The sequence below is a fragment of the Rhizobium sp. 18055 genome (assembly GCF_902706285.1).
GTDB lineage: Bacteria > Pseudomonadota > Alphaproteobacteria > Rhizobiales > Rhizobiaceae > Rhizobium.
This window is the reverse complement of sequence record NZ_CACSKD010000022.1, coordinates 13,796-36,832: the sequence shown is the minus strand read 5'-3', so window position 1 is coordinate 36,832 and position 23,037 is coordinate 13,796. Positions and strand designations below refer to the sequence as shown.

22 protein-coding genes are annotated in these 23,037 nt (G+C 55.9%); 3 read left to right on the top strand and 19 right to left on the bottom strand.

All coding sequences use genetic code 11. The features are described from left to right. Window positions 1–21: 21 nt before the first annotated feature. The 4 genes from GVL52_RS25795 to GVL52_RS25780 are packed head-to-tail and all read right to left on the bottom strand — an operon-like array spanning window position 22 to window position 4,394. On the bottom strand, window positions 22–822 hold the full coding sequence (locus GVL52_RS25795; protein ID WP_160012284.1) for an HpcH/HpaI aldolase/citrate lyase family protein: 801 nt from the start codon (window positions 820–822) through the stop codon (window positions 22–24). Window positions 823–882: 60 nt separating this feature from the next. Next, on the bottom strand, window positions 883–1,902 hold the full coding sequence (locus GVL52_RS25790; protein WP_160012283.1) for a substrate-binding domain-containing protein: 1,020 nt from the start codon (window positions 1,900–1,902) through the stop codon (window positions 883–885). Window positions 1,903–1,917: 15 nt separating this feature from the next. Further along, window positions 1,918–2,880, bottom strand: coding sequence for an ABC transporter permease (locus GVL52_RS25785; RefSeq protein ID WP_244619282.1), 963 nt, complete (start codon window positions 2,878–2,880; stop codon window positions 1,918–1,920). A gap of 11 nt (window positions 2,881–2,891) precedes the next feature. Then, window positions 2,892–4,394 carry a sugar ABC transporter ATP-binding protein gene (locus GVL52_RS25780; RefSeq protein WP_160012282.1) on the bottom strand — a complete coding sequence of 501 codons (1,503 nt, stop codon included), beginning with the start codon at window positions 4,392–4,394 and terminating at the stop codon, window positions 2,892–2,894. A 156-nt stretch (window positions 4,395–4,550) separates the two neighbouring features. On the opposite strand from GVL52_RS25780, the gene GVL52_RS25775 reads away from it, so the two are divergent. Together GVL52_RS25775 and GVL52_RS25770 are read left to right on the top strand one after the other, a co-directional pair. After that, window positions 4,551–5,225 (top strand): GntR family transcriptional regulator, encoded by a 675-nt coding sequence (locus tag GVL52_RS25775; RefSeq protein ID WP_160012281.1) that lies wholly within the window; start codon window positions 4,551–4,553, stop codon window positions 5,223–5,225. A 57-nt stretch (window positions 5,226–5,282) separates the two neighbouring features. Next, window positions 5,283–6,275, top strand: coding sequence for a Gfo/Idh/MocA family oxidoreductase (locus GVL52_RS25770; RefSeq protein WP_160012280.1), 993 nt, complete (start codon window positions 5,283–5,285; stop codon window positions 6,273–6,275). Between the two features lie 131 nt (window positions 6,276–6,406). On the opposite strand, the gene otnC is transcribed toward GVL52_RS25770, so the two are convergent. From otnC to GVL52_RS25715, 11 genes are all read right to left on the bottom strand, one after another. Continuing rightward, window positions 6,407–7,048: a 3-oxo-tetronate 4-phosphate decarboxylase gene (gene otnC, locus GVL52_RS25765; protein WP_160012302.1), complete on the bottom strand. Its 642-nt coding sequence runs from the start codon at window positions 7,046–7,048 to the stop codon at window positions 6,407–6,409. Beyond that, window positions 7,048–8,310 (bottom strand): 3-oxo-tetronate kinase, encoded by a 1,263-nt coding sequence (gene otnK / locus GVL52_RS25760; protein WP_160012279.1) that lies wholly within the window; start codon window positions 8,308–8,310, stop codon window positions 7,048–7,050. Before otnK ends, otnC begins: the two co-directional genes overlap by 1 nt. 19 nt (window positions 8,311–8,329) lie before the next feature. Next, on the bottom strand, window positions 8,330–9,112 hold the full coding sequence (gene otnI, locus GVL52_RS25755) for a 2-oxo-tetronate isomerase (RefSeq protein ID WP_160012278.1): 783 nt from the start codon (window positions 9,110–9,112) through the stop codon (window positions 8,330–8,332). 70 nt (window positions 9,113–9,182) lie between these two features. After that, window positions 9,183–10,199 carry a substrate-binding domain-containing protein gene (locus tag GVL52_RS25750; protein ID WP_160012277.1) on the bottom strand — a complete coding sequence of 339 codons (1,017 nt, stop codon included), beginning with the start codon at window positions 10,197–10,199 and terminating at the stop codon, window positions 9,183–9,185. Window positions 10,200–10,236: 37 nt separating this feature from the next. Next, entirely contained in the window at window positions 10,237–11,199 is a 963-nt protein-coding gene (locus GVL52_RS25745) for an ABC transporter permease (protein ID WP_160012276.1), read from the bottom strand. A 1-nt stretch (window position 11,200) separates the two neighbouring features. Beyond that, window positions 11,201–12,199, bottom strand: a complete 999-nt coding sequence (locus tag GVL52_RS25740) for an ABC transporter permease (RefSeq protein WP_160012275.1) — start codon at window positions 12,197–12,199, stop codon at window positions 11,201–11,203. After that, window positions 12,189–13,709 (bottom strand): sugar ABC transporter ATP-binding protein, encoded by a 1,521-nt coding sequence (locus tag GVL52_RS25735; RefSeq protein ID WP_160012274.1) that lies wholly within the window; start codon window positions 13,707–13,709, stop codon window positions 12,189–12,191. Before GVL52_RS25735 ends, GVL52_RS25740 begins: the two co-directional genes overlap by 11 nt. Then, window positions 13,706–14,740: a Gfo/Idh/MocA family oxidoreductase gene (locus GVL52_RS25730; protein ID WP_160012273.1), complete on the bottom strand. Its 1,035-nt coding sequence runs from the start codon at window positions 14,738–14,740 to the stop codon at window positions 13,706–13,708. Before GVL52_RS25730 ends, GVL52_RS25735 begins: the two co-directional genes overlap by 4 nt. Window positions 14,741–14,819: 79 nt before the next feature. Continuing rightward, window positions 14,820–15,986: a Xaa-Pro peptidase family protein gene (locus GVL52_RS25725; RefSeq protein ID WP_160012272.1), complete on the bottom strand. Its 1,167-nt coding sequence runs from the start codon at window positions 15,984–15,986 to the stop codon at window positions 14,820–14,822. Window positions 15,987–15,998: 12 nt separating this feature from the next. Beyond that, entirely contained in the window at window positions 15,999–16,916 is a 918-nt protein-coding gene (locus GVL52_RS25720; protein WP_160012271.1) for an HpcH/HpaI aldolase/citrate lyase family protein, read from the bottom strand. Then, window positions 16,864–18,030: a Gfo/Idh/MocA family protein gene (locus tag GVL52_RS25715; RefSeq protein ID WP_160012270.1), complete on the bottom strand. Its 1,167-nt coding sequence runs from the start codon at window positions 18,028–18,030 to the stop codon at window positions 16,864–16,866. The genes GVL52_RS25720 and GVL52_RS25715 overlap by 53 nt, the downstream gene beginning before the upstream one ends. A gap of 209 nt (window positions 18,031–18,239) precedes the next feature. Between GVL52_RS25715 and GVL52_RS25710 the strand changes: the two genes are divergently transcribed. Further along, window positions 18,240–18,878: a GntR family transcriptional regulator gene (locus GVL52_RS25710; protein WP_160012269.1), complete on the top strand. Its 639-nt coding sequence runs from the start codon at window positions 18,240–18,242 to the stop codon at window positions 18,876–18,878. Window positions 18,879–18,981: 103 nt separating this feature from the next. On the opposite strand, the gene GVL52_RS25705 is transcribed toward GVL52_RS25710, so the two are convergent. From GVL52_RS25705 to GVL52_RS25690, 4 genes are all read right to left on the bottom strand, one after another. Further along, window positions 18,982–20,046 (bottom strand): zinc-binding dehydrogenase, encoded by a 1,065-nt coding sequence (locus tag GVL52_RS25705; protein ID WP_160012268.1) that lies wholly within the window; start codon window positions 20,044–20,046, stop codon window positions 18,982–18,984. Window positions 20,047–20,130: 84 nt separating this feature from the next. After that, window positions 20,131–21,144 carry an ABC transporter permease gene (locus GVL52_RS25700; protein WP_160012267.1) on the bottom strand — a complete coding sequence of 338 codons (1,014 nt, stop codon included), beginning with the start codon at window positions 21,142–21,144 and terminating at the stop codon, window positions 20,131–20,133. An 8-nt stretch (window positions 21,145–21,152) separates the two neighbouring features. After that, window positions 21,153–21,926 (bottom strand): ATP-binding cassette domain-containing protein, encoded by a 774-nt coding sequence (locus GVL52_RS25695; RefSeq protein WP_160012266.1) that lies wholly within the window; start codon window positions 21,924–21,926, stop codon window positions 21,153–21,155. Window positions 21,927–21,992: 66 nt separating this feature from the next. Continuing rightward, complete coding sequence (locus tag GVL52_RS25690; protein WP_160012265.1) at window positions 21,993–23,012, bottom strand: sugar ABC transporter substrate-binding protein; 1,020 nt, start codon at window positions 23,010–23,012, stop codon at window positions 21,993–21,995. Between the last annotated feature and the right edge of the window lie 25 nt (window positions 23,013–23,037).

Below are 23,037 nucleotides of genomic sequence, written 5' to 3'. Positions count from 1 at the left end.
TCCAATTTCCTTGGCTCTGAGCTAGGCATTGATAGTGTTGTCGAGAAGTTTGTGTATTTCCGCCGAACGTGCCGCCATCATCCTGAGGTCGGATGAAATATTGAAATAGCGGTAGCCTCGTGCGATCATGCGAACCGTGTACTGCGGAGACTCGCAGGCCATGCCGCAGACGATCCCCGCTGATTTCGCCGCTGCGGCGACTCTGTCGAAGGCCGCCAAGAGTTCAGGCTGTTCCGTGTCCATAGAGGGCGAGAAACCTAGTGCAAGCGCCAAGTCATTAGGACCAACGAAGAGGCCTGAAATCCCTTTTGTGTTTGCGATCGCATCGACAGCTTCAAGGCCCTCGCGCGTTTCGATCATCGCAAACTTTGCAATTTCGCTATCCACCTTCTGGAGATAGTTATCACCCCAGATCAGCTTAGCCCGGATAGGGCCAAAGCTTCGTTTGCCGTTCGGTGGGTAAGCGCAAGCACCGACGAAGGACTTTGCATCCTCGGCAGAGTTAATCATCGGGCAAATGATGCCTGATGCACCGGCGTCCAGCACCCGTCCAATGATCGCAGGCTCCAGTGACGGTACGCGCGCAAGCGTAGGGGTGCCGTGGCTCGTTGTGACCGCGATAAGCGAAACGAGATCAGAATAGTCGGAAAGGCTATGCTGCAAATCGATCGTCAAAAAATCCCAGTTCGACATCGCCAGCATTTCGGCGCCTAGCATCGATGTCGAATGAATCCACGTTCCGCGCTTTGCGCCGTTTGGCGCATTTTTCATCTCAGAAATCAATTTTCCAAACATTTCGTCGCTCTCTGAATTGGAGTGCATTCGCATTCCGATTGTGGGACTGCGGGCGGCATCGCCGCCCGCAGCGCGAGACACCGTCGACTACTTCTTTGTGCGCGATGCGATCAGCGCGTCGACGTTTTCGGGTGTCACCGGTACCCACGGAACCATGACGCCGGTATGCTGACCTGGTGTCCAATCAACGGTCCCACCGTTGACCTTCCACATTGTCGCGCTGGGCTTGAAGCTTTCACCTTCCAAGTTACCAAGAACGACGTCGATTAGACCCTGCGCCTGGTTGGTCGCGTCCTGCAGTACGGACTGCATTTCCCCGCGCTTGACGGCATTCAGCGCGTCATCGATACCATCGATGCCTGCAATCTTGACCTTCTTGGGGTCAAGACCGGCGGACTTGACAGCATCCAGCGCGCCAAGTGCCATTTCGTCGTTTTCGGCAGCAATGCCAGTGATCTTGCCAGGATGTGCGGTGATCCAGTTTTCTACGAGAGCTTGAGCTTCTGCACGGGACCAATTTGCTGTCTTGGTCTCGAGGATTTTGACGTCCGGCATATCTTTGAGCGCTTCTTTAATGCCCTGTAGCCGCTGGACTTGAGCGGAATGCCCGATCTTGCCTTCGAGAATAACGATGTTCCCAGGCTGGTTTGGCGTCGTCACCGCCTTGGCCAGAAGCCTGCCGGCTTCGACGTCGTCAGAACCGACAAATGCAGTGTATAGAGACTGATCGGTGATGAGCGTGTTCGCCCCAAAAACTGGAACACCTGCTTCCTTCGCTTTGCGAACCGGATCGTTACCCGCTTCGGAGTCAACAGGAATGAAGACGATCGCGTTGTATTTCTGACCGAGGACTGTGTCCATCATCCCCGCTTGTACGGAAGGATCCTGTCGTCCGTCGAGGATGGTGAGCTCAACCGATCCGTCGGTAACCGCCGGATGCTTTTTGGCGGCATCCGCCCAGATTACATTGTACTCGGTGTCGAAGCTCTGGTGGATGATCGCGATACGCGGCTTATCAGCGCCCGATGCCACTACCGAACTGGCTAGCATAAAGGACGTTGCGAGTGCCGCGACAGACCATTTGTTTTTCCCGGTAAACACTTTCATTTGTTCCTCCTCCACTCAGTGTTGATGACGGGATTTGTCGATCAGGACGGCCAGCACGATAATAAATCCCTTAATTATCTGCTGGTAGTAAGAAGAGACCCCCATGAGGTCCAAGCCGTTATTGACCATGCCAATGATCAAGACGCCGATGATCGTGTATCCAATGCGGCCCACGCCTCCGGTTAGGCTCGTTCCGCCGATAACTACTGCGGCGATTGCATCGAGCTCATAGCCAAGTCCTGCTTGAGGAACGGCGGCAGAGGTGCGGGCCGTGAGCAACGCACCAGCCAATCCAGCCAGTGAGCCCATGATGACGTAAACAAGGACAGTCACCTGTCGGACTGACACCCCGCTTGTGCGTGCACTGCGAGCGTTCCCACCAACGGCATATACATAGCGACCAAACACGGTGAAGCGCAGAAGCATCCATCCAAGCAAAGCGATGATAGCGAAGGCAATAACCGGGACGGGCAGTCCGAGGAGCGTACCCTGCCCTAGGAACTTGTAGCTATCCGCCAGCGTTGCGATTGGCCTGCCGTCGCTATAGAGAAGCGTTGCGCCTCGCGCCCCGCTCAGCATGCCCAACGTAACGACGAAGGGAGGCAGGGAAAAAAGCGAGATCGTGGAGCCGTTGACCAGGCCAAAAGCGGCGCCTACAGCGATCGCGGCCAGCAGTGCAACGACTGTCATATGTGGATCTGCAGCGGGAACCAGGCTAGCGGCGACCATCCCAGCGAAAGCCAAAATCGAACCAACGGAAAGGTCGATCCCACCTGTCAGGATAACGAACGTCATCCCAACTGCGAGCACGCCGTTGATTGAAATCTGCCGCATGACGTTGAGTAGGTTCTGCGAACTCAGAAAGTACTCGTTCATCAATGATAGCGCGACGAAGATAGCTGCGAATGAGATGAAAATCCCGTAGTCGACGACGAACTGCGAAACTCGCGACGACCGATCTGTGGTGATAACGCTCAAGACTTTTACCCCTATGATGCCAAGTGTAGAAGCTGTTCTTGGCTGGTCTCGGCCGACTTGACCTCGGCCACGATAGAACCACGCTTAAACACGATTATTCTGTCGGTGTTGGCGATTAGCTCGGGAACCTCCGAAGAGATGAACAGGGCCCCATTGCCTCGCGAAGCGAAGTCCGCGAGGAACGCGTAGATCTCACGCTTCGCGCCTTCGTCGACACCACGTGTGGGCTCATCGCAGATTAGAAACTTCGGACTGGTGTTAAGGCACTTGGCCAGAACTACCTTCTGTTGGTTGCCGCCACTGAGATTTCTAACGCGCGTCGCCGACGACGCAGCCTTGACGCGGAGCTTTTCCATAAGTGCTCGCACACTTGCGGCCTCCGCCTTTCCTTTGATTATCCCCCCGCGTGAAAATTGCCGAAGCGCGGGAAGCGAGATGTTGTCGCGGATCGATGAGAGCAGGATAAGTCCTGTGCTCGCGCGATCTTCCGTGACCATCGCGATACCGGCCGAGAGAGCGTCGGTAGGACTCTTGATGTCGATAGGCTGACCGTTCAGTTTCACCTCACCTCGGTCTTTTCGCGCATTGCCGAAAAGCGCCTCGGCAAACTCGCTACGTCCAGCGCCCATCAGGCCGAAGATGCCAAGCACCTCACCTTTGCAAACCGTCAAGTTGATATCTGTGAAGAGCGTTGCTGCGGAAAAATCACGTACCTCCAGGAGAGGTTCCGTCACGGCCAGCTTTTGTTCCCTGACCTGATCGGGAAGCGTCCGCCCTACAATCAGGCGGATGAGTCCAGCCCGGTCAATATCCGCGATGTTCCCTGTCTCGACAAATCGACCATCACCAAAAATGGTATAGCGGTCAGCTATCTGGAAAATGTCGGTGAGCCTGTGCGAAACATAGATGATCCCGATACCATTCGACCGTAGGCGTCGTATGGCCTCGAAGAGGATTTCGGTCTCACGATCTCCGAGAGCGGAGGTAGGTTCATCCATAATCAGGATGTCGCTGCGGCGATTGATAGCTTTTGCGATCTCAACGATCTGCTGCTGCGCGACCGACAAACGCTTCATCTTTGCATTCGGATCGAGATCAAACCCAAGCGTATCAAGTAGCTTCTTTGCGTCGGCAATCATCGCACGGTCATTGAGGAACCCAGCAGCATTGTTCTCGATGCCGAGAAAAAGGTTCTGAGCTACCGTCATTTCAGGCTGCGCACTCAACTCCTGAGTAATGATTGCAATGCCGTCGGCCAGCGCGTCCGATGGGCGCATGTAGCGCACAGGCCGCCCCTTAATATTCACCTGGCCGCCATCTGCGCGGACGATCCCGGTGAGGATGCTCAGAAATGTGGACTTGCCCGCACCGTTCCCGCCTAAGAGAGCGTGAACCTCACCTCTCCGCAGCGTGAGACGGCCATCAAGCAAGGCCCGAACACCCCCGTAGGACTTCGTCACGCCCTCAGCATGGATAAGAGGGACACTCAGTCCCACTGCACTCGTGTTGTCCATTCTTCCCGATCCTCCCGAGGTCGAAATAAGCATTGCCTTACTAGATTGTCAAACAACTTAGTAAGACAATCGTGTTTGACATCAAGCGCTCGGGAAGTTAGCGTTCGATCTTGGTGCCTAGTCGGGCGGCCATAGGCCTATTAAAAAGGAACGAAAATGCATTCGCCGTCACGACTTTCACCGTCGGCAACCGCCACGTACGAGCGGCTGAAAGAAGAGATAGTCTTCGGGATACGCCATCCGCGCGAACGTCTGATCGAAAGCGAGTTAGTAGAACGTCTACAAACGAATCGAGCGGCTCTTCGGGAGGCGTTGTCGCGGCTTGAACTGGACGGCCTCGTGCAACGAACACTCAATCGTGGCGCAGCCGTTCGCGATTTGACGCCCGTCGAAGTCGAAAAAATCTACGACGTCAGAATCGAACTAGAGACGCTGGCGGTAGATCGCATTCCGTTTCCGCTGAACGATGACGCGCTCGAACATCTGACGGCAATCCAGCAGACGCACACCGAAGCGGTTCAAGCGCTTGATCAGCGAAAGATTTTCGTCACCAACAACGAGTTTCATCGCGAGATGTATCGATTATGCGGCAATGAGCACCTGGTCGAGATGATCGACATAATGGCAAATCGGGCATTGCTCGTCAGATTCCATCCCTACCAACAGCGTGAGTTCTTGTCCGGCGTCTGCGATGAACATTGGCGAATGATCGATGCTCTTAAGAAGCATGATCGCAACGCTCTTATCGATTTGGTCAAGATCCATCTTCCTCGAGCGAAAGACGGCTATCTCTCCTCATACGCGGCAAGGACTGCCTTGGAAGTGGGGTGACCTGCCGTCGCAATTGTCTTGTCGCTTCAACAAACGTCATGGCGTAACGGAGAAAAAATGGTTCGACTTGGTGTCATAGGGTTAGGAAGGATCGGTCAGATCCACGCATACAACGTCTCTGCATCAGCGCGAGCAACACTTGCTGCGGTGTATGATCCCGACGGATCGCGACTTCAGGAGGCCTCAAAGCGATATGGTTGCAAACAGCATAGCACGTTCGAAGATCTCTTGAGCGATCCTGAGGTCGACGCGATCGTAATTGCCTCGCCCACTGAGCTACACGTTGACCAGGTAATGGCGGCTGCGAAGATTGGGAGGCCGATGCTTTGCGAGAAGCCGCTCTCGCTCGATCTGGACACGGCAAAGCGTGCTCGCGACTTCGTTGCGGCGCGCAACGCGCACTTCATGATCGCTCTGAACAAGCGTTTCGATCCGTCCCTATCGCAATTGCGATCTCGGATACAATCCGGCGAGATTGGTCGCCTCGAAGCTTTGATGCTCATCGGGAAAGATCCATCACCCCCTCCCGGCGATTACATCAGGACGTCCGGCGGCATTTTCCGGGACATGATGATCCACGACATCGACCTCGCGGTCTTTTTGGCCGGCGAATATCCCACAGAAGTGTGGGCAACTGGATCCGCGCTGATCTCACCCGTATGCGCCGAGGTCCACGACCATGATACTGCATCGGCCATCTTGAAGATGCCGTCAGGAGCGATCGCAACACATTCAGTGTCCAGAAGGTCGGCCGCCGGTTTCGACCAACGCGTCGAAGTCCATGGAGAAAAGGGGACGCTCCGGACCAGAAACCAACCCGTCGATTTGACGGAATCGTGGACGGCAGGTGGAATCCAAACAGCGGTCCACGCACCGTTTTTCCTTGAGCGGTATGCAGCGGCTTATGCGGCCGAACTGGAATACTTTATCGACACGCTGGACGGGAAGCAGAACGCTCTCGATGTAAACCATGCGGTCATCGTGCAGACCATTGCTGATGCAGTTACCGCCGCTGCAAGAACTGCCGGCCAGAGTATCAAGTACGATTGAATCTGACGAGGGGTGAAGCAAGAGCTTCATCCCTCGTAATTCGCATGACGCCGCCACCCTTTGCTCGGCGGCTCTCAAGAATCTCGTCAACCATCACATGTTTGAGTAGTTGGGGGTCGATCGCGGGGCTGTCATCTCGCCTTTAAGGCTACCGCTTGCTCGCTTGACAGTGGCCGCGTCCTTTTTCCCGCTAACAATATGAATAGCTTTGCTGTCTCTTCCAGCTCTTCGGCGGCATACTGAGCGTCTTTGAGCGTGCGACCGGCTACAACCTGACCATGGTTGGCGAGCAACACGGCGTGGCTATGTTTCGCCTTTTCGCCCACTGCGGCAGCTAGCTGATCATCACCGGGGGGGAAGTACGGAACCAGCGGCAACGATCCGACACGCATCACATAGTAGGCGGTTAAAGGTGGTAGAACATCGTCGGCGTTAACATTGTCCAGAATGCTTGCGGCGACAGCGTAGGTCGAATGAAGGTGAACGACTGCCCCACTCATTCTTTGATGGCAGTACATACACTGATGAAGGAAGGCCTCCTTAGTGGGGCGTGCCCCAGACACGTGCACACCTTCAGCGGAGAACTTTGAAAGCGTCTTCGGGTTCAAGCTTCCCAAGGATTCGTTGGTAGGCGTCATCAAGAGCTCGCCGCTCGAAAGGCGAGCGCTGATGTTACCGGTGGACCCGAATGTGAGACCTCGGTCAAACAACGATTTTCCGACCGCCACGATCTCATCGCGAAGCCGTGTCTCTTCATGCAGGAACGCGACCACTAGATCGACCGCCAAGCTTTGGCGAAGAAATCATCTGCACCGAAATTGCCGGACTTCAAAGCGAGGGCGACAGGAGTCCCCTGGTCGATACTCACCGTCCACGGCACGCCAGGATCGATTTCGGGCCCAATTGCGATAGCCTCCACGCCGAGCGCATGCACGACGGCGCCTGAGGTCTCTCCTCCCGCAACGACGAACCGGTCAAATCCCTCGTTACGCAGCTCGCGTGCGACTTGACCGAGGAACATTTCGATAATTGTGCCTGCCCTCTCACGACCGAGTTGCTCTTGGGCAGACTGAACCTCAGCTGGGTCGGCGCTCGAGTAAATTAGCGGGATTTGGTGCGAGGGTAGCGCCCTCACCCAAGAGACGACGTCGTTGGCGCTGACTTTGCCCGTGCTAATCTCGAAAGGATCGACTTTCAACGTTGGCGTCCCTGCGGCAATGGCAGCCGATGTCTGACGGCGGGTAGCGGCAGAGCAAGAGCCAGCGAACATCACGCCTCTGCCAGCCGGAGGAGCGAACAACGAGATAGTCGTATCCGCCAGCTTTCCAGACCGTCTGAAATTGTCCGGAAGGCCGAGAGCGACACCCGAACCGCCGGTTACGAGCTTCATTTCGCTAGCGGCATGTCCAATTGCGCGCAGATGCCTGTCGCTGATGGCATCGACAACCGCTAGTCTGACGCCTTCTTTCGCAAGTCCCTCAGCGGCATACCGTATCGATGTCTCACCTGCCTCTACTGAAGTGAACGGTACGAGTCCGATTTTCGAAGTCGATTGCGACTGAAGTACCCGCAGAAGGTTGGGATCCCTCATCGGCGTAAGCGGATGGTCCTTCATTGGACTCTCCGACAACAGGGACTGTCCAACGAAAAGATGCCCGTTGTAAACAGTGCGCCCATTGGTCGGGAAAGCCGGGCACACGAAGGCAATTTTCGTACCCAGAAGGTCGAGAAGCGCATCTGCGACCGGACCTATATTTCCGTCGGTCGTCGAGTCGAATGTCGAGCAATATTTGAAGAATAGCTGTTGCGCTCCATGTTCAAGGAGATAGCGAGCCGCGGATACGGACTGATTGACAGCGTCTTCGGCAGGTATCGTCCGCGACTTCAGCGCAATGACCACTGCATCTGCACCGCCAAGATTCAGGTTTTGATCTGGAACCCCAACGACTTGCACGGTGCGCATACCCTCGCGGGACAGCGTTAGAGCTAGATCCGTGGCTCCTGTCAGATCGTCAGCAATTGCTCCTAGCAACATAATTTCTTCCTTAACTAAATCACAGAGCGGCGGACTTCATGCTGTCGATCCACGACAGGCCAGTCACAGTGTCTCCCGCGGGCCGGTACTCGCAGCCCACTAGACCGTCGTAACCAAGTTCGTCTAACCGGCGAAGGATACGAAAATCGTCCAACTCGCCGGTGCCCGGCTCATTGCGCTTGGGAACGGAGGCGATTTGCACGTGGCCGACGATAGGCAGCAAAGCTTCCAGCGAAACTAAGACATCGCCGTGCAGTATCTGTCGATGGTAGATATCATACTGCAACTTCACATGAGGTCGGTCCACGGCGGCGACCAACTCGGCTGCCTGCGCGAAATCATTCAGGAAGTATTCCGGCATATCTCGCCGATTGATCGGCTCGATCACAAGGCCAATACCCGCCTCTCCCGTCAGATCTGCAGCAAACTTGAGTGAATCGAGATAAGCAGCTCTTGCTGCGGTGTCAGCACTCTCCGCGATGCCAGCCATCATATGAAGAAGGGGTGTGTTGATGACCTTCCCGTATGCCACAGCCTTTGCGACCGAGCGCCTGAACTCTTCTTTTCGACCGGGTAAAGCGGCAGTGCCTCGATCACCCTTTGACCAGTCGCCGGGCGGCATATTGAAGAGAGCCTGAGTCAGTCCGGCCGCTGCGAGCTTGTCAGCGATCAATTCCGCCTCGAAATCATATGGGAACAGATACTCTACAGCCTTAAACCCTGCCTTTGCAGCGGCCTGGAAGCGATCGAGGAATTCCACCTCGTTAAACATCATGGTCAGATTGGCAGCTAGCTTTGGCACACCGAATGCTCCAAGGGCATACTAATTGAAGTCCGAGGCCAGCTTATGTCTGGCCTCGGCGCGTAGGAATTTAGAAGTCAAACTGGTCGACGTTGTCCTTCGTGAAGATGAAGGGGTCGCCGAGAAGAACGGTATCCTTGCTAATGAACTTCAGCTTACCAAGGCGCCCTGCATCAACGCTTCCCGATTCCGGCTTGATTGTGCCGTCGATCTCGCCCTTGGCGAGATAGATTGCACCGTAGCCGATATCCACCGGGCTCCACAGTGCGGCCTCTTTCAGGGAGCCGTCCATGAGATAGCTTCGAATGAGGCTCGGAACACCTAGACCAGTCACCGCAACTTTGCCGACGAGATTAAGCTGCTTAACCGCTTCGATAACGCCTGGCGTTGCGATCCCGGTGACGGCGATGACGCCCTTGGTGTTCGGGTTTGCCTGGAGATAGTTCAGGGTGACGTTCTTGCTTTTCTCAAGATCTTCATCACCAGGAAGGATCGCCGGGAACTTCATCTTGGGGTACTTCTCGGCTGCGTACTTCTTCAGTTCGCCGATCCACCTATTCTGGTTCGGCGAAGTCAACACGGCCGTAACGATAAGGAAGTCGCCCTCGGCGGTCCCAGCGGAACGTACCATCATGTCCGCGAATGTGCGGCCCATGCCCTCGAAAGTCGCCTGATTGAGGAAAACAGACCGAGCATCTGGCGTCACGTCAGCATCCCAGGTGATCGTTTTGATACCTGCAGCCTGGGCGCGCTTCATCGCGGGAGCAAGCGCGGTCGGATCATTCGCAGAAACCGCGATAGCGGTAACACGCCTACGAATGAACTTGTCAATGATGTCGGATTGGGTCGCGACGTTTGCGTCAACCGGACCATTGAACTCGACTGTGTACCCGAGTTCCTTCGCCGCTTCCTGGGCCCCCTTGTTCGCCGCCACGAAATATGGATCGCTTGTGAACTTCGGGATAAGGCCGATCACAACATCCTTCGCTAATGCCGGCGCGGCGACGCCCATCAGCGCGACCGCGGCTACGGCAGTCATGAGAAAGCCTCGGCGGCCTTTCAGATTGCTTGTATTTGACTTGTACATACGTTCCTCCCGTAAAAGACCACCATTGGTCATCCACTTACCGCGAGCGTTCGCGGAAGAATTCGTTGGCGAAGACGCCAAGGATTAGAAAAATGCCAATAAAGATTAGACCCCAATCACCACGCACGCCGGCAAAGGTGAGGCCGTCCTGCAGATAGGATAGAATGAGGATACCCATCACCGTCCCAGCAATCGTGCCGGACCCTCCCGTGATCTTGGTTCCGCCAAGTACGACCATCGCTATGACGGTCAACTCCAGCCCGAGACCCGCGTTTCCTCGCGCGCTTGCAATTCTCGAGGTGTAGATCAGCCCCGCAATCCCGACCAGAAAGCCGGTCAGCGTATAGACGGCGATGATCACCGCGTTCGTCGGAATTCCCGCGAACCTCGAAGCAATATCGTTGTGACCGACCGCGTAGACATAGCGACCAAACTGGCTCTTCGACAACAAGACCCAAAACAGAACGACAAACGCGCAAAGTACGAGGAACTGGAGAGGGAACGAGCCCACGATCGTTTGTCCGAATACAGAAAACCAGTCAGGGAATCCCGAGACGGCGTTCGCATCGGAGACTGCGAAAGCAATCCCTCGGAAGAGTGCGAATGTCCCAAGCGTCACCACCAGCGGATGGAGGCGGAAGTAGGTAATGAACAGGCCATTGAAGAGGCCTCCCAGCACACCGACACCCACGCCGGCGGTGGACGCCAACCAAAGCGGCAAGCCGGCCTGATAGCTGAACCCGATGGTAACGGAAACCAAAGCCATCAATGCACCAACCGATAGGTCGATACCACCAGTGATGATGATCAGCGTCATTCCAAGCGCGACCAGTCCTGCCTCGGAAAAAGATCGGGTCGCATCCAGAAGTCCGCCGACATCAAAGTATCCGGGAACGAGCCAGCTCGTTACCGCGATTTGGACAACAAACAGCGCGGCCAGCGCGACACTTCTATTGAGCTGAATTGGGTTTGCGTTCTTTTTTGTGATCGAGGTGTTCATGTCAGTGACCTTTCGCAAGGAGCCGTTGCCGAATGCCCTCGAAGGACACAGCGCCAAGGATCAACGATCCGAGAACAAGCAGCTCGAAAGTTCCGGGTACGCGATTTAGCGTCATGGCGTTGAGGATGACGCCAACTAGGATGGCTCCGACGATCGGCGATACGTTCGAACCACGCCCACCTTTAATACTGGTGCCTCCGAGCACGACCGCAGCAATAACCTTGAGTTCGAAGCCCGTTGCTGCCGTCGCCTGCAACTGTCCGATTTGGCCAAGGAAGACAGCAGCCGCTAGCCCGCAGCCGAGCCCACTCAAGACGAAGCATACGATCTTGGTTTGACGGATGGGCAAGCCAAGTGTCCGCGCTGCACTCTCGTTGCCGCCGATAGCAATCGTGTTACGTCCCCAGACGGTGTGACGGCTAGCAATCTCCATCGCCACGAAGACAAGAATAGTCAGGACGATGGTCACCGGGATCCCGATGAGTAAGCCCTGACCAAAAATTCGCCATTCGGGAGCCATATTCAAAACCTGCGCGCCCCCGAATAGCAGGACGGCGCCGCGCAGAATGAACAGCATTCCGAGTGTCGTGATGATGGATGGCACTCTTGCGTACGTCGACACAACGCCGTTGAAAGTTCCGATAAGGCCACCCACAACCAACGCCGCCAGTAACGCTCCCCATGGGCCGGCAACATCGGCGACATTGCCATATACAAACGCGCAAACGGCTAACAGCGAGCCGGTCGAGACGTCGATCTCACCGCTAAGGATGACCTGGTTCACGGCAAGCGCGACGATCGAGATGAGAACGGCCTGTTCCAGGATACCCTGAATGTTTGCTACGGTAAGAAATCCGTTTGTGAATGCACCGATGACGCACACAGCAACGACTAGAAAGATCGCCGAAGGTGCCGCCGGCAATGCAGCTAACGATTTCCACATTGAGATGTTGTCGATACCATCTACCGTTCGAGTCTGGCTTTCGATTTCAAGCGACATCAGAAACTACCTTCTGCCCTGCAGCCGCGGCACCGATCGCTTCAGGCGAAAACTCGTTTCGCTCGAATGTCTGGACAGCGACGCCTTCTCTCATAACGAGGATCCGGTCGGACATGGCTAGGACCTCGTTGAGTTCGGACGATATAAGAAGCACTGCACACCCTTGGCGCGCTAGATCGTCGATGATCTTGTAGATCTCGGACTTCGCGCCGACATCCACTCCACGGGTGGGTTCGTCGAGGATGATAATCCTCGGGTTCCTAGCGAGTGTCTTGGCGATCAGAACCTTTTGCTGGTTGCCACCCGAAAGAACTGAGACTGCGGCATCGATCCCTGCTCCCACCACGGTAAAGTCGTTAGCCGCCTTGTGGGCGAAGTCAGATTCTTTTTTATCGCTGACAAGACCAAAACGCGTGAAGCGGCCAAGGCTTGCCAAGGATATGTTCTCCTGAATAGAGAACGGCAGGATCAAACCCTGCGAACGCCTTTCTTCTGGCAGATAAGCGATACCATTTGCGAAGGCGTCCGAGACCGATCTAACCTTAGTCTCCGTCCCGTCGACCAGAATCTGCCCGCTGTAAGGCCGCAGACCGAACAACGCGTGAGCAAGTTCGCTCCGCCCTGCGCCGATCAAACCTGAGATTCCTAGAATCTCACCGCGACGAAGCTGAAACGAAACATCGCGGAAAGAAGGTGAGCTCGTCAGGCTCTTTACTTCCAATGCAACGGCGCCCGTCGGATGAGGACTGTGCGTGAACAGGCTCTCAAGCGGCCTACCAACCATCATCTTGACAAGGCTGCTTTCGGTGAACTCCGAAGTGGGCTTGTCACCGACGGTCTTGCCATCTCGCAGGACGACAATGCGGTCACAGACCTCGAAGATCTCGTCGAGGCGATGAGAGATATAGACCACGGCAACGCCCTGGGCTTTAAGGTCGCAGACGATCGATAGAAGACGCCTCACCTCACGATCCGTTAGCGCTGCGGTCGGCTCGTCCATGATGATGACCCGCGCGTTGCGGTTAAGCGCACGCGCGATCTCGACGAGCTTACAGTTTGCAGCCGAAAGTAGTTTTACAGGGAGGGAGACGTCCAGACGCAACCCAAGTCGCGCAAGGATGTCCTGCGCTGTCTTCTTCATGCGTCCCCAATCAAACGTGCCGATTTTCGTTCGTGGACGTTCCTGGCCCATGAACATGTTTTCGACGATCGAAAGCTCTGGAAAAAGATCTAGCTCCTGGGGGATGACTACGATCCCAGCTGCCTCACCGTCCCGCGGCGAGCGCAAGGTAGCCTCCTGGCCATCCACCTCGATATGGCCAGCTGTGGGCGAATAATACCCGTAGAGGCATTTTGCGGTCGTGCTCTTGCCTGCACCGTTTTCGCCTGCGAGCGCAACCGCCTCGCCCGCGAACAGTTCGATCGAGATACCCTCGCAGGCAACTACTGGTCCGAACTGCTTACCAACGCTACGCAGAGCGCATACAGGGCTGCGCGCTTGGCCACTCATGACGAAGCCTCCCGCACGTAATCGATAACGCCTGGAAGAGGTGGGACTTCCAACTTCACTGGCTGGTTTAGCTTGACCGATTTTCCTGCCGCGTCGGCGAGTGCCTGAGCGACCAAGCCATCCTGGAGCGATGCGCCAAAGGCTTCGTTACCAGAAATCATACCGACGAACGCTTCGAGTTCTATCAAGTAGGTTGCTTCAAAACGCTCGAACCAGTCTGGCAGGCTTTGCTCAGGATCGCGCGGAGCGTCACCAGCGGTGATCGGCATTGTAATCACGGCGTCGCCGCTAGTGAAAACGCCCTTAGAGCCGAACACCTCGAGACGTTCGTCGTGCCCGTAGGTCGAGCGCCATCCAATATCCAGCTGAAACAGCGCTCCGCGAGACATCCGTACCACGACTGCGGCAGTATCGATGTGACCGATAGCTTCGTAGTCTGGGTCTGTAAGAGTGGAGCCCATTGCATAGACTTCGACCGGGCGGTCGTCCGTCAGCCAGCAGGCAAGGTCGAAGAAATGGATGCCGAACTCACCGAAAAGTCCGCCGGAGGTCTTCAAAAAGTCAGCCGATGGCGGAGTGGCAGTTTTGACAGTGAAGCGGATGCTTTCGACGTTGCCAATCACGCCATTGCTAATGGCTTCCCTGATCCGAGAATAGCCCGGATGGAATCGCCGATTGAAGCCCACCATCGACAGGACGCCAGACTTCGCCGCTGCGTCACGAACTTCGGTAGCCGCGGCCTGATTATGCGCAACCGGCTTTTCTACCAGAAAAGGCTTGCCCGCCGCGATGCACGCCTTGGCAACTGCTTCATGGGAGGTGGTCGAAGAAGCGATGATTATGGCGTCGGCCTTCTGGCACGTTTCTTCGATCGAGCCGGTTACCACGCCGCCATACTGTGCAGCGAAAGCGTGTGCAGCGTACGGCCGGACGTCGAAAACATACGCAAGCTCTGCGCCTTCACACTGCCGAAGGCGGTCCGCGTGAATTCCGCCAATCCAGCCTGTTCCCACGATCGCAAACTTAATCATAGTCTCTCTCCCTTGTTGACGATCTAGTCAACAATCCAACTTCATGTGGATCGGCCCTTAATGAGCCGATTGTATTTGATCAGCCGTTCCAGCCTCGGGCGCCATCGCCATAGGACTCCCAAGAGGTGTCGGTAACGACGACGGTGTCCTCGAGTTTGATGAAACCTCGTTTCGGATGGTGAAGAGTGGTCTCAATCGAGAGCACCATGCCGGCTTCGAGTGGTTGCCCAGCATGATAAGCTTCATAGGGGACGGAGCAGCGGTCGGTCAGCCATGGCCCCTCGTGACTTACGATTCCCATTCCATGCGCCACGAATTCCAGGTTCGCTTTGAGAGGCGATTTTGCAACCAATTGGTCGGGAACCACATATATTTCTCCACCGAGCGCACCGGGCTTGATAGGCTTGCGGGCCGCCTGCTGAACTTCCTCGATGAATCCAAGAAGATCTTCCAATTCGCTGTCAGGCTTGCCTGCGTACGCCATGCGAGCGAGATCGCCGATGTATCCCTGATAATTGCCCCCGGAGTCCAGGCAGAGAACTTCACCGTCTTTCCAGACTTGATTGGATGGAGCGCGATTGAAATCCGTACCAATATTGCAGAGGCAATATTCGAACAGCAAACCGCGATCCTGTTCTTCCTTGCGCAGTGCTGCGATCAGCTCGTTTTTGGTCGAACCTGGGCCGTGAGTGGCAAATACCGCAGCCATTGAGTCGATGACTTTCTCGGACGCCGCCTTGAGGATCGCGAGTTCAGTCGGAGTTTTGACTGTACGGAGCAGCTCCAGGGGAAACGTCGCGTTCTCAAGCTTCGCCTCTGGTAGCGCCGAACGGAGCGCTTCGTAGGCGTCCACCGGAAGGTATCCCGGTTCAATTCCGATCCTTCCGGACGCCAAACCCACTTTTTGCAAGTGGGCCGCTGCGGCCGCGGCGTATTTGACAGTCGTCATGCTGGTGAAGTCGGTTTTCGACATCCAGAATTTGCCAAGGTCCTTTTCGAAGCGTTCCATTGGGCTGCCCACGTAGGCGGCCTTATCAAGATTGCCCCGAACGTACACAATAAACGGCAGGTATCGGCTCAATCCATGCGCGTCCATGAAGCTGTAGAAGAAGTAGCGATATCCTCCGAGCAGGTACTGGATGTTATGCTTCGAGGTGATGAGGACAGCATCGAGTCCTGCCTGCTCAAGGAGCCGATCAAGCTTGTGGTTATCGAAACTAAGGTTTCCGCTTTGAGTCTCAGTCATTGGTATCCTCCCTTATCTGGCAGCGACTCTCTTAGCGCTCTCCAGATCTTTGATTAGCGCGCTTGTTGCCTGGCGAACGAGCCCGGCATCGTTCATAACCGTCACCAAGTCGCACCCCTTCTCGATCATTTCCCTTGCGAACTTCGCGTCCGGACAAAAGATGCCGACACGCTTCTTATTTGCGTGGGCAGCAGCGATGACGAGATCAATCACCTCCGTTACACGGGGCGACAGCGGATTGGTGATTTTGCCGTCAAGCGTCATCGACAGGTCGCTCGGACCGATATAGATCCCATCCAGTCCGTCCACACTCACGATATCGTTGAGGTTCTCGATCGCAGCTTCCGTCTCAATCATCGCCCACGCGAGCACGGTCTCGTCGGCATGAGCTGCGTAATCGCCGCCGCCATAGAGCAAACCTCTCGAAGGACCGAAGCTGCGGTCACCCGTTGGCGGGTAACGCATCGAGCGCACGAATGCCTCGCAATCCGCGCGGGTATCGATCATCGGGCAGATGACGCCGTAAGCTCCCATGTCGAGCAATTTCTGTATCATCCATCCCGTATTGTGCGAGACACGAACCATAGGCACAGCGTTGGTGGCTGAGATCGCCTGCAACATGACAAGCGCAGTATCGAAGTCGAACATACCGTGCTGCAGGTCGACAGTGACTGCGTCGTAGGGAAGATTAGCGATTACCTCCGCGCTGTAGCTCGAACCAATAGAGAGCCAGGCGTTGAGGGCATACTTGTCCGCGTCCCATACGGAGTGAAGACCATTCGGCCGCATATTAATTCCTCCAAAGGGCTCTGAGCCCAAGTCTTCGTTCAGGTGTTGGCTGGAATGGGTGCGCAAACCATGCGCACCCAGTTTCAGGTCAGCCGATATCGACCCAAGTGCCGCCGGCATTCGCAGAGGCAGCTGCTGCATCGATCATCAATACCCCTGCCAACCCATCGGAGACACTGGGAAGGCCAGATGTATACTGAGTGCTATCTCCGCCAGTCTCCGCCTGGATGATTGCCAGTGCGGCTTCACGGTAGATGTTTGCGAAAGCGAGAATGTACCCTTCGGTATGACCGGGACGGAACCGCGCAGAATATCCGACGAAATTCGAGGTACCATCCTGACCCGCGCGAAGCATGGTTTCCGGCTCTCGGAGAGGACGGAAGCGAAGATACTCGCCGTCCTCTTCATGCCATTCGATTGCCGCCTTATCACCGTAGATGCGAAAGCCAAGACCGTGCTGCGTCCCAGTCGCGACATAGCTTGACCAAAGCCGCCCTGCTGCACCATCGGCAAATTCAAAGTTCAGAAAGGCGTTGTCGTAAACTTCACGCCGAGGAACGAACGTCTGCATGAACGCCGACAGACGAGTGGGTGTCATGCCAGTGATGTATCGCACCATGTGATATGCGTGCGATCCGACCTCGCCGAGGATCATTTCCTTGCCGTTCTGCGGCTGGAACCGCCAATGGCGCTTCGACAGGTCTTCAGGCTCCTCCGAGACACCTGGAGAACCGCCCGCAAACTCCATATCGATCAAACGGATTTTTCCCAGCGCGCCTGACGCAACGAGTTCTCTCGCCTGGCGAACCATAGGGAATCCCGAGTAGCAATGTGTAAGCACAAAAATCTTACCTGAGCGCGCGACCGCCTGCTCTAGCTGCCGGGCTTCTTCCACGGTTCTCGTCAGCGGCTTTTCGCAAATGACGTGAATTCCAGCATCAAGGAATGTTTCTGCAACAGCATTATGGATACCGGGAGGAGTTGCGATAACGACCGCGTCGATACCATCGGCGCGCGCAGCTTCCTTGAGAGCCATCTCGCGATAGTCCGTGTAGTTTCGGTCATCAGCAATGAAGAGTCCCTTTGCTGTCTCCTCGCAAACGACAGGGTTGATAGAGAACGCCCCGGCCACAAGATCCCAGTGACCATCAGCTTGAAAAGCCAGCCTGTGGGTTTCGCCAATAACGGAATCGAAACCGCCTCCGACCATGCCCACGCGCAAACGTCGGCCAAATTTAATGAATTCCTGCTTCATCGATCCTCCAAGAAATCTGTTAAAACTGCGTAATTGGATTGTTAACAATCTCGGTAACATGATAGTTGCAGGTCGTAAAGCACCAAAAATGCAAGCGAAGAAAAATTGTCACTAATTTTGTTAACAATCTTGCGGGACGCCACCTGCCGATTGTATGGTGGCATCGAAAATCTACGGCGAGAGGGTGAGTTATGCAGACGAGTGAGATTTTGAGCGCGATCGAGGAGGATATTGTTTTTGGCGTGCTGCCACCTCAGTCCCGTCTAATCGAGGAACGTCTCTCCGAGCGGTTCGATGCCAAACGGCACGTCATCCGGGAGGTTTTCTCTACGCTTGAGGATCTTGGCTTGGTCGAGCGCGTCCCGAACAAGGGAGCCATCGTAACCGAACTCACGCCTGCAGAAGTTCTGGAGATCTACGAGGTCAGACGAGTGCTTGAAACACATGCCGGCGCAATCACTCTTCTTCCGGTCTCAACGGAACTGATTTCGCGGATGGAGGCGGTGCAAACCCGGCACGAGGAGGCCGTCTCCGCGGAGCGGTTCCGAGAGGTGTTTCATCTAAATATCGACTTTCACCGCCTCCAGTACTCAGCGTGTCCGAACAAGCATCTGGTTCAGACAATTCACGACTACGCCAGGAAGGCGCATCTGATCCGTGCCACAAAGTATGGAGATCAAACCCATATGAAAAAGGTGGTGAGTCAGCACTGGGCGATCATCGAAGCGATGAAGGGAACAGACAACCAGAAGCTGGTCGAATTGATAAGCGCCCACCTCCCCGGTTCGCCCGAAGAGTATATTCGCATTTACAACATTCGCTACGGCGGCGACCGCCGCGCCGTCTAGTTGTGTCTGGAGAAAAGGTACTTCCAGAGGTGCCCTAGCGAATGTCTTATAGAAACCGAGCTGTCGTTTTGCAGCTCGGTCTCTACCCTAATTCGTTTCGTCACTAACGCAAATCGATCAGCACCTTCATTTCCCGATTGGAGGGATCGAGAAGGAGATCGAAACCACGCGAGATCCCATCCTCCATCGCCACCGTGCTGGTCACAATTCGCTCGACAGGAAAATGGCCACTGCTGATCAATTCGAGGACACGCGGCCAGATAACGGTCGGATATGCAATGACGCCGCGTAGGTCGATGTCCTTGAACACCAACTTCAAGAGGTCCGTCTTTACTCGTTCCGGTATCAGGGCAAGTTGAACAATTCTGCCTTGGGGCCGGGTCGCGTCGATGCAACCGTTGACGGACGCCTCGACGCCAGCGCACTCAATTGAAGCGTCCACGCCCAGCCCCTCAATCGTGTGCTGCTGAATAATCTGGACGAGATCGCCATTCCTTGGATTGATCGTGATCGCCTCCGGCACGAGATCCTTGACTTGCGCCAGTCTTTGCTCGTTTGTTTCACTCACGAAGATCGTCGTTGCGCCCGCCGCTCGAGCCGCCATCGCACACAGAGCCCCGATTGGGCCGAACCCCGTGATTAGAACGCTATTACCGGGAGAGATACCCGCCCTGTCGACAGCGTGCACCGCGACGGCAGCAGGTTCAACCAGCGCTGCCTGAATGTCGCTGACGTCATCCGGCACCTTGAATACGTTGTAGTCTTTGACGACGGCCTGTTGTGCCATGCCGCCCCATTGCCAACTGAAACCGACGACCGCGAAATCTGGACTCAGCTGATACCAACCCTTCCGGCCAAAGTGGTCCTTCGGCGACATCTGTGGCTGAATGGAGACCCTGTCTCCAACCTTCACGTTCGCCACGTTGTCCCCTACCGCTTCAACGGTGGCGGAGAATTCGTGACCGAGGATCTGTGGCATCGAGGCGCCGGTGAACGGGTGCGCGGTCCTGCGGGCACCGATCGGTCCGTGTGCGTACTCGTGAAGATCGCTGCCGCAGATGCCGCAGAAGATCGGCTTGAGCAGAATCTCGTCGGACCTAAGCGGCCCTGGTGCCGCGACGTCTTCCAAGCGTAGGTCATTGCGGTCGTGAAAGCGGATGGCTTTCATTTCTATCCTCCTTGGCTGAATGAAGAAGGGGTGCAGAAAGCCACACCCCTCACAGTTTCAATGGTAGCCCAGCGGATGCCGGGTTTAATTGCGTGCTCGAGCTTTCGTGCGCATCTCTTCCTGAGCAACCCGGACCGTGTCGAGATAGACAGCCCCAATCAAAACCACGCCAACGACGATCTGCTGGAGGAATGGTTCCATCCCAAAGACATTCAAAGCGAAACGGATGGTTGCCATAACGAGGGATCCGCTAATCGCTCCGATGACCGTACCGCGGCCACCCATCAGGCTCGCTCCGCCAATGACCGACGCTGCGATCGCGTCCAACTCGAACCCTAGGCCTATTCCCGGATGAGCGGAGCTGATGCGCGAAGAAAGTACGATCGAGGCAACGCCCACCATGGCGCCTGCAAACAGGTAAATCTTGAGCTTCAACCTCCCTACATTCACGCCGGCACGCCGTACGCTCTCCTCGCTCGCTCCGAGTGCATATGCATACCTACCGAGCGGGCGCTGCGTGAATATGTAGTGGGTTCCCAAGGCGGCGACGGCGACGATGATGATCGGCATCGGTATCCCGGCGATACGTCCATTGCCGATGAAATCGAACCAGTCTGGAAAGCCGTACATCGAATAGCCGCCGGAGAGCTTCAATGCGGTGCCTTGGGCAATACCGAGCAAGCCTAGCGTCGCGATGAACGCTGGGATGCGACCATAGGCAATCAAAGTGCCGTTGATTAGGCCAACCAACATCCCTGCGCCGAGGGCGACCAACAGACCCACAGGCATGGGAACACCGACTGTCAACGTGCAAACGGCCATGATCACCATGGCGAGGGACATAGACGTCCCGACTGAGAGATCGATGCCGCCCGCTATAATCACGAGGGTCATTCCGAGTGCGAGCAAAGCGTTTACCGATGCCTGAAGACCGATGGTCATGAGGTTCGCGCCAGTCAGAAAGGACGGCTTGATCGCTGTCACCACGAGAAGAACGACGATCAAAAGAAGCAAAGGGCCGACTTTATCGAAGAGGCGCCAGAAGGTGACACCAAAGCCACCAGATGCAGACTGAGTTGTAGTTGCGATATCGCTCATGGTTCACCTTATTGGACAGCAGTGGGGGCTTGTCGGTAGCGATCCATGTCACCTGTGATGATGACGTTCGCCAGCGCCTCTTTGCTGATCGAGTTTGTTGCGACTTCGCCGACTTTTCGGCCGTTCTTCATGACAACACAGCGGTCGCAGACCTCCATAACGTCATGCATGTTGTGAGTGATGTAGATCACGCACATGCCGCGTGCCTTCAACTCCTTGACGAGCGCAAGCACCTTTCGCGTCTGCGCAACACCGAGCGCTGCTGTCGGCTCGTCCATGATGATAACCTGGCACTTGGAATTCACTGCCTTGGCGATTGCCACAGACTGCCGCTGTCCGCCCGACAAATCTTTAACCTTGGCGTCGACAGAGGGCAGATCCACCGCCAACTCCTTCAGAAGCCGCCCCGTGTTCTCGCGCATCAGGCGCCGATCGAAGAAAGAGATCCCCGGCACCAAGGATCGGCGCAATTCGCGCCCCAGATAGAGGTTGTCGACGACATCAAGGTTGTCGCAAAGTGCGAGGTCCTGGAAAACCGTCTGTATCCCGGCATCCAGCGCAGCGCGTGGATTGTCGAACTTAACACTTTGCCCGCCAAGGACGATTTCGCCGCCATCTGGAACATAGGTCCCGGAGATAACTTTGATTAGGGTCGATTTCCCCGCTCCATTGTCACCGAGCAACGCGACGACCTCGCCTTCGTGAAAATCGACGCTGACGTCATCAAGCGCGAACAAGGCGCCGAATTGCTTCTGTATGTTTTTTACCGAGAGTATTGCCATTCACCTACCGTCCAAATGAGTGATGGGGCTGCGGTCGAACCGCAACCCCTTGCCTTGGGAGGCAGTTTACGACTTCTTCAGTCCGATCTCGGTGGCGTACTGGTCGACATTCTCTGCGGTGACCAGGAGCATGCCGGAGTCGATGACCTTTGGAAAATCTTCGGGTTTCTTGGTGCCATTGATCAGTTCGGCGAGAGTCTGAACTGCCTTGGCGCCCATAATGTCTGGACGCTGGGCAACAGTGCCGGAGAACTTGCCTGCCCAGATCTGCTTGACCGCTTCCTCGACGCCGTCGAAGCCGACGATTTTGACGTCCTCAAATTTCTTCGCCTGGGCGTCGTCGCCATCAGCCTTAGCCTTTTTGGCCGCTCGCTCCAGAACCTGCCGGGCACCGACGCCCATCATGTCCGAGCAAGCAAAGATCAAATCGAGATCCTTATGGGCAGAAATGATGGCCTCGGTAGCTTCAACGCCGCCGGGCAACGTCCAATGCCCGGTGATGGAGCTAACAATTTCGATGTCCTTGAACTTGGAAACACCGTCCTTGAAGCCCTTCGTCCGAAGCGCCGCGGTCTCGCCGCCGGGCTCGCCTTCGAGAAGTGCGACCTTGCCTTTGGCGCCGATCAGTTTCGCAGAAAATTCCGCGCCTGTTGCGGCAGCCGCCGCGTTGTCGGTCTGGATCACGGTCACGAAGTCGTCGCCATCCGTCTTGCTGTCGACCAGCACAACGAATATATCCGCCTCCTTCGCGCGACGCACCACATTACCAAGCCCCTTCGCCACCGATGCCGCGAGAACAATGCCACCGAACTCGCCGCGCGCGATCAGTGCCTCAATGATATTGATCTGGTCCTGGACGGCAACATCGCTCGAAGACGCGAAGCGCTCGGTCTCAAATCCGAGCTTCTTGGCCTCAGCCTCTGCAGCCTCAGCGATTTTCACCTGGAACACATCGTTGATCAGCGTCTTCGGCATGACCGCGATCTTCTTTCCAGCAGCCATCGTCGGCAGTCCGCTGACCGCTGCGTAGGCTGCAGCACTGACGGCTACAGTATTAAACATGCGTCTTGTTAGCTTCATCGTCATCAATTCCTCCCGCTGGTCGACGTGC

Bases quoted from the DNA above. Each gene is read 5' to 3' on its own strand.
- GVL52_RS25770 (WP_160012280.1), top strand. From the start codon at position 5,283: ATGGTTCGACTTGGTGTCATAGGGTTAGGAAGGATCGGTCAGATCCAC.
- GVL52_RS25705 (WP_160012268.1), bottom strand. From the start codon at position 20,046: ATGAAAGCCATCCGCTTTCACGACCGCAATGACCTACGCTTGGAAGAC.
- otnK (WP_160012279.1), bottom strand. From the start codon at position 8,310: ATGTTGCTAGGAGCAATTGCTGACGATCTGACAGGAGCCACGGATCTA.
- GVL52_RS25780 (WP_160012282.1), bottom strand. From the start codon at position 4,394: ATGGACAACACGAGTGCAGTGGGACTGAGTGTCCCTCTTATCCATGCT.
- GVL52_RS25730 (WP_160012273.1), bottom strand. From the start codon at position 14,740: ATGATTAAGTTTGCGATCGTGGGAACAGGCTGGATTGGCGGAATTCAC.
- GVL52_RS25795 (WP_160012284.1), bottom strand. From the start codon at position 822: ATGCACTCCAATTCAGAGAGCGACGAAATGTTTGGAAAATTGATTTCT.
- GVL52_RS25745 (WP_160012276.1), bottom strand. From the start codon at position 11,199: ATGAACACCTCGATCACAAAAAAGAACGCAAACCCAATTCAGCTCAAT.
- GVL52_RS25725 (WP_160012272.1), bottom strand. From the start codon at position 15,986: ATGACTGAGACTCAAAGCGGAAACCTTAGTTTCGATAACCACAAGCTT.
- GVL52_RS25700 (WP_160012267.1), bottom strand. From the start codon at position 21,144: ATGAGCGATATCGCAACTACAACTCAGTCTGCATCTGGTGGCTTTGGT.
- GVL52_RS25690 (WP_160012265.1), bottom strand. From the start codon at position 23,012: ATGACGATGAAGCTAACAAGACGCATGTTTAATACTGTAGCCGTCAGT.
- GVL52_RS25715 (WP_160012270.1), bottom strand. From the start codon at position 18,030: ATGAAGCAGGAATTCATTAAATTTGGCCGACGTTTGCGCGTGGGCATG.
- GVL52_RS25695 (WP_160012266.1), bottom strand. From the start codon at position 21,926: ATGGCAATACTCTCGGTAAAAAACATACAGAAGCAATTCGGCGCCTTG.
- GVL52_RS25720 (WP_160012271.1), bottom strand. From the start codon at position 16,916: ATGCAGCAGCTGCCTCTGCGAATGCCGGCGGCACTTGGGTCGATATCG.
- GVL52_RS25750 (WP_160012277.1), bottom strand. From the start codon at position 10,199: ATGTACAAGTCAAATACAAGCAATCTGAAAGGCCGCCGAGGCTTTCTC.
- GVL52_RS25790 (WP_160012283.1), bottom strand. From the start codon at position 1,902: ATGAAAGTGTTTACCGGGAAAAACAAATGGTCTGTCGCGGCACTCGCA.
- GVL52_RS25735 (WP_160012274.1), bottom strand. From the start codon at position 13,709: ATGAGTGGCCAAGCGCGCAGCCCTGTATGCGCTCTGCGTAGCGTTGGT.
- GVL52_RS25740 (WP_160012275.1), bottom strand. From the start codon at position 12,199: ATGTCGCTTGAAATCGAAAGCCAGACTCGAACGGTAGATGGTATCGAC.
- GVL52_RS25775 (WP_160012281.1), top strand. From the start codon at position 4,551: ATGCATTCGCCGTCACGACTTTCACCGTCGGCAACCGCCACGTACGAG.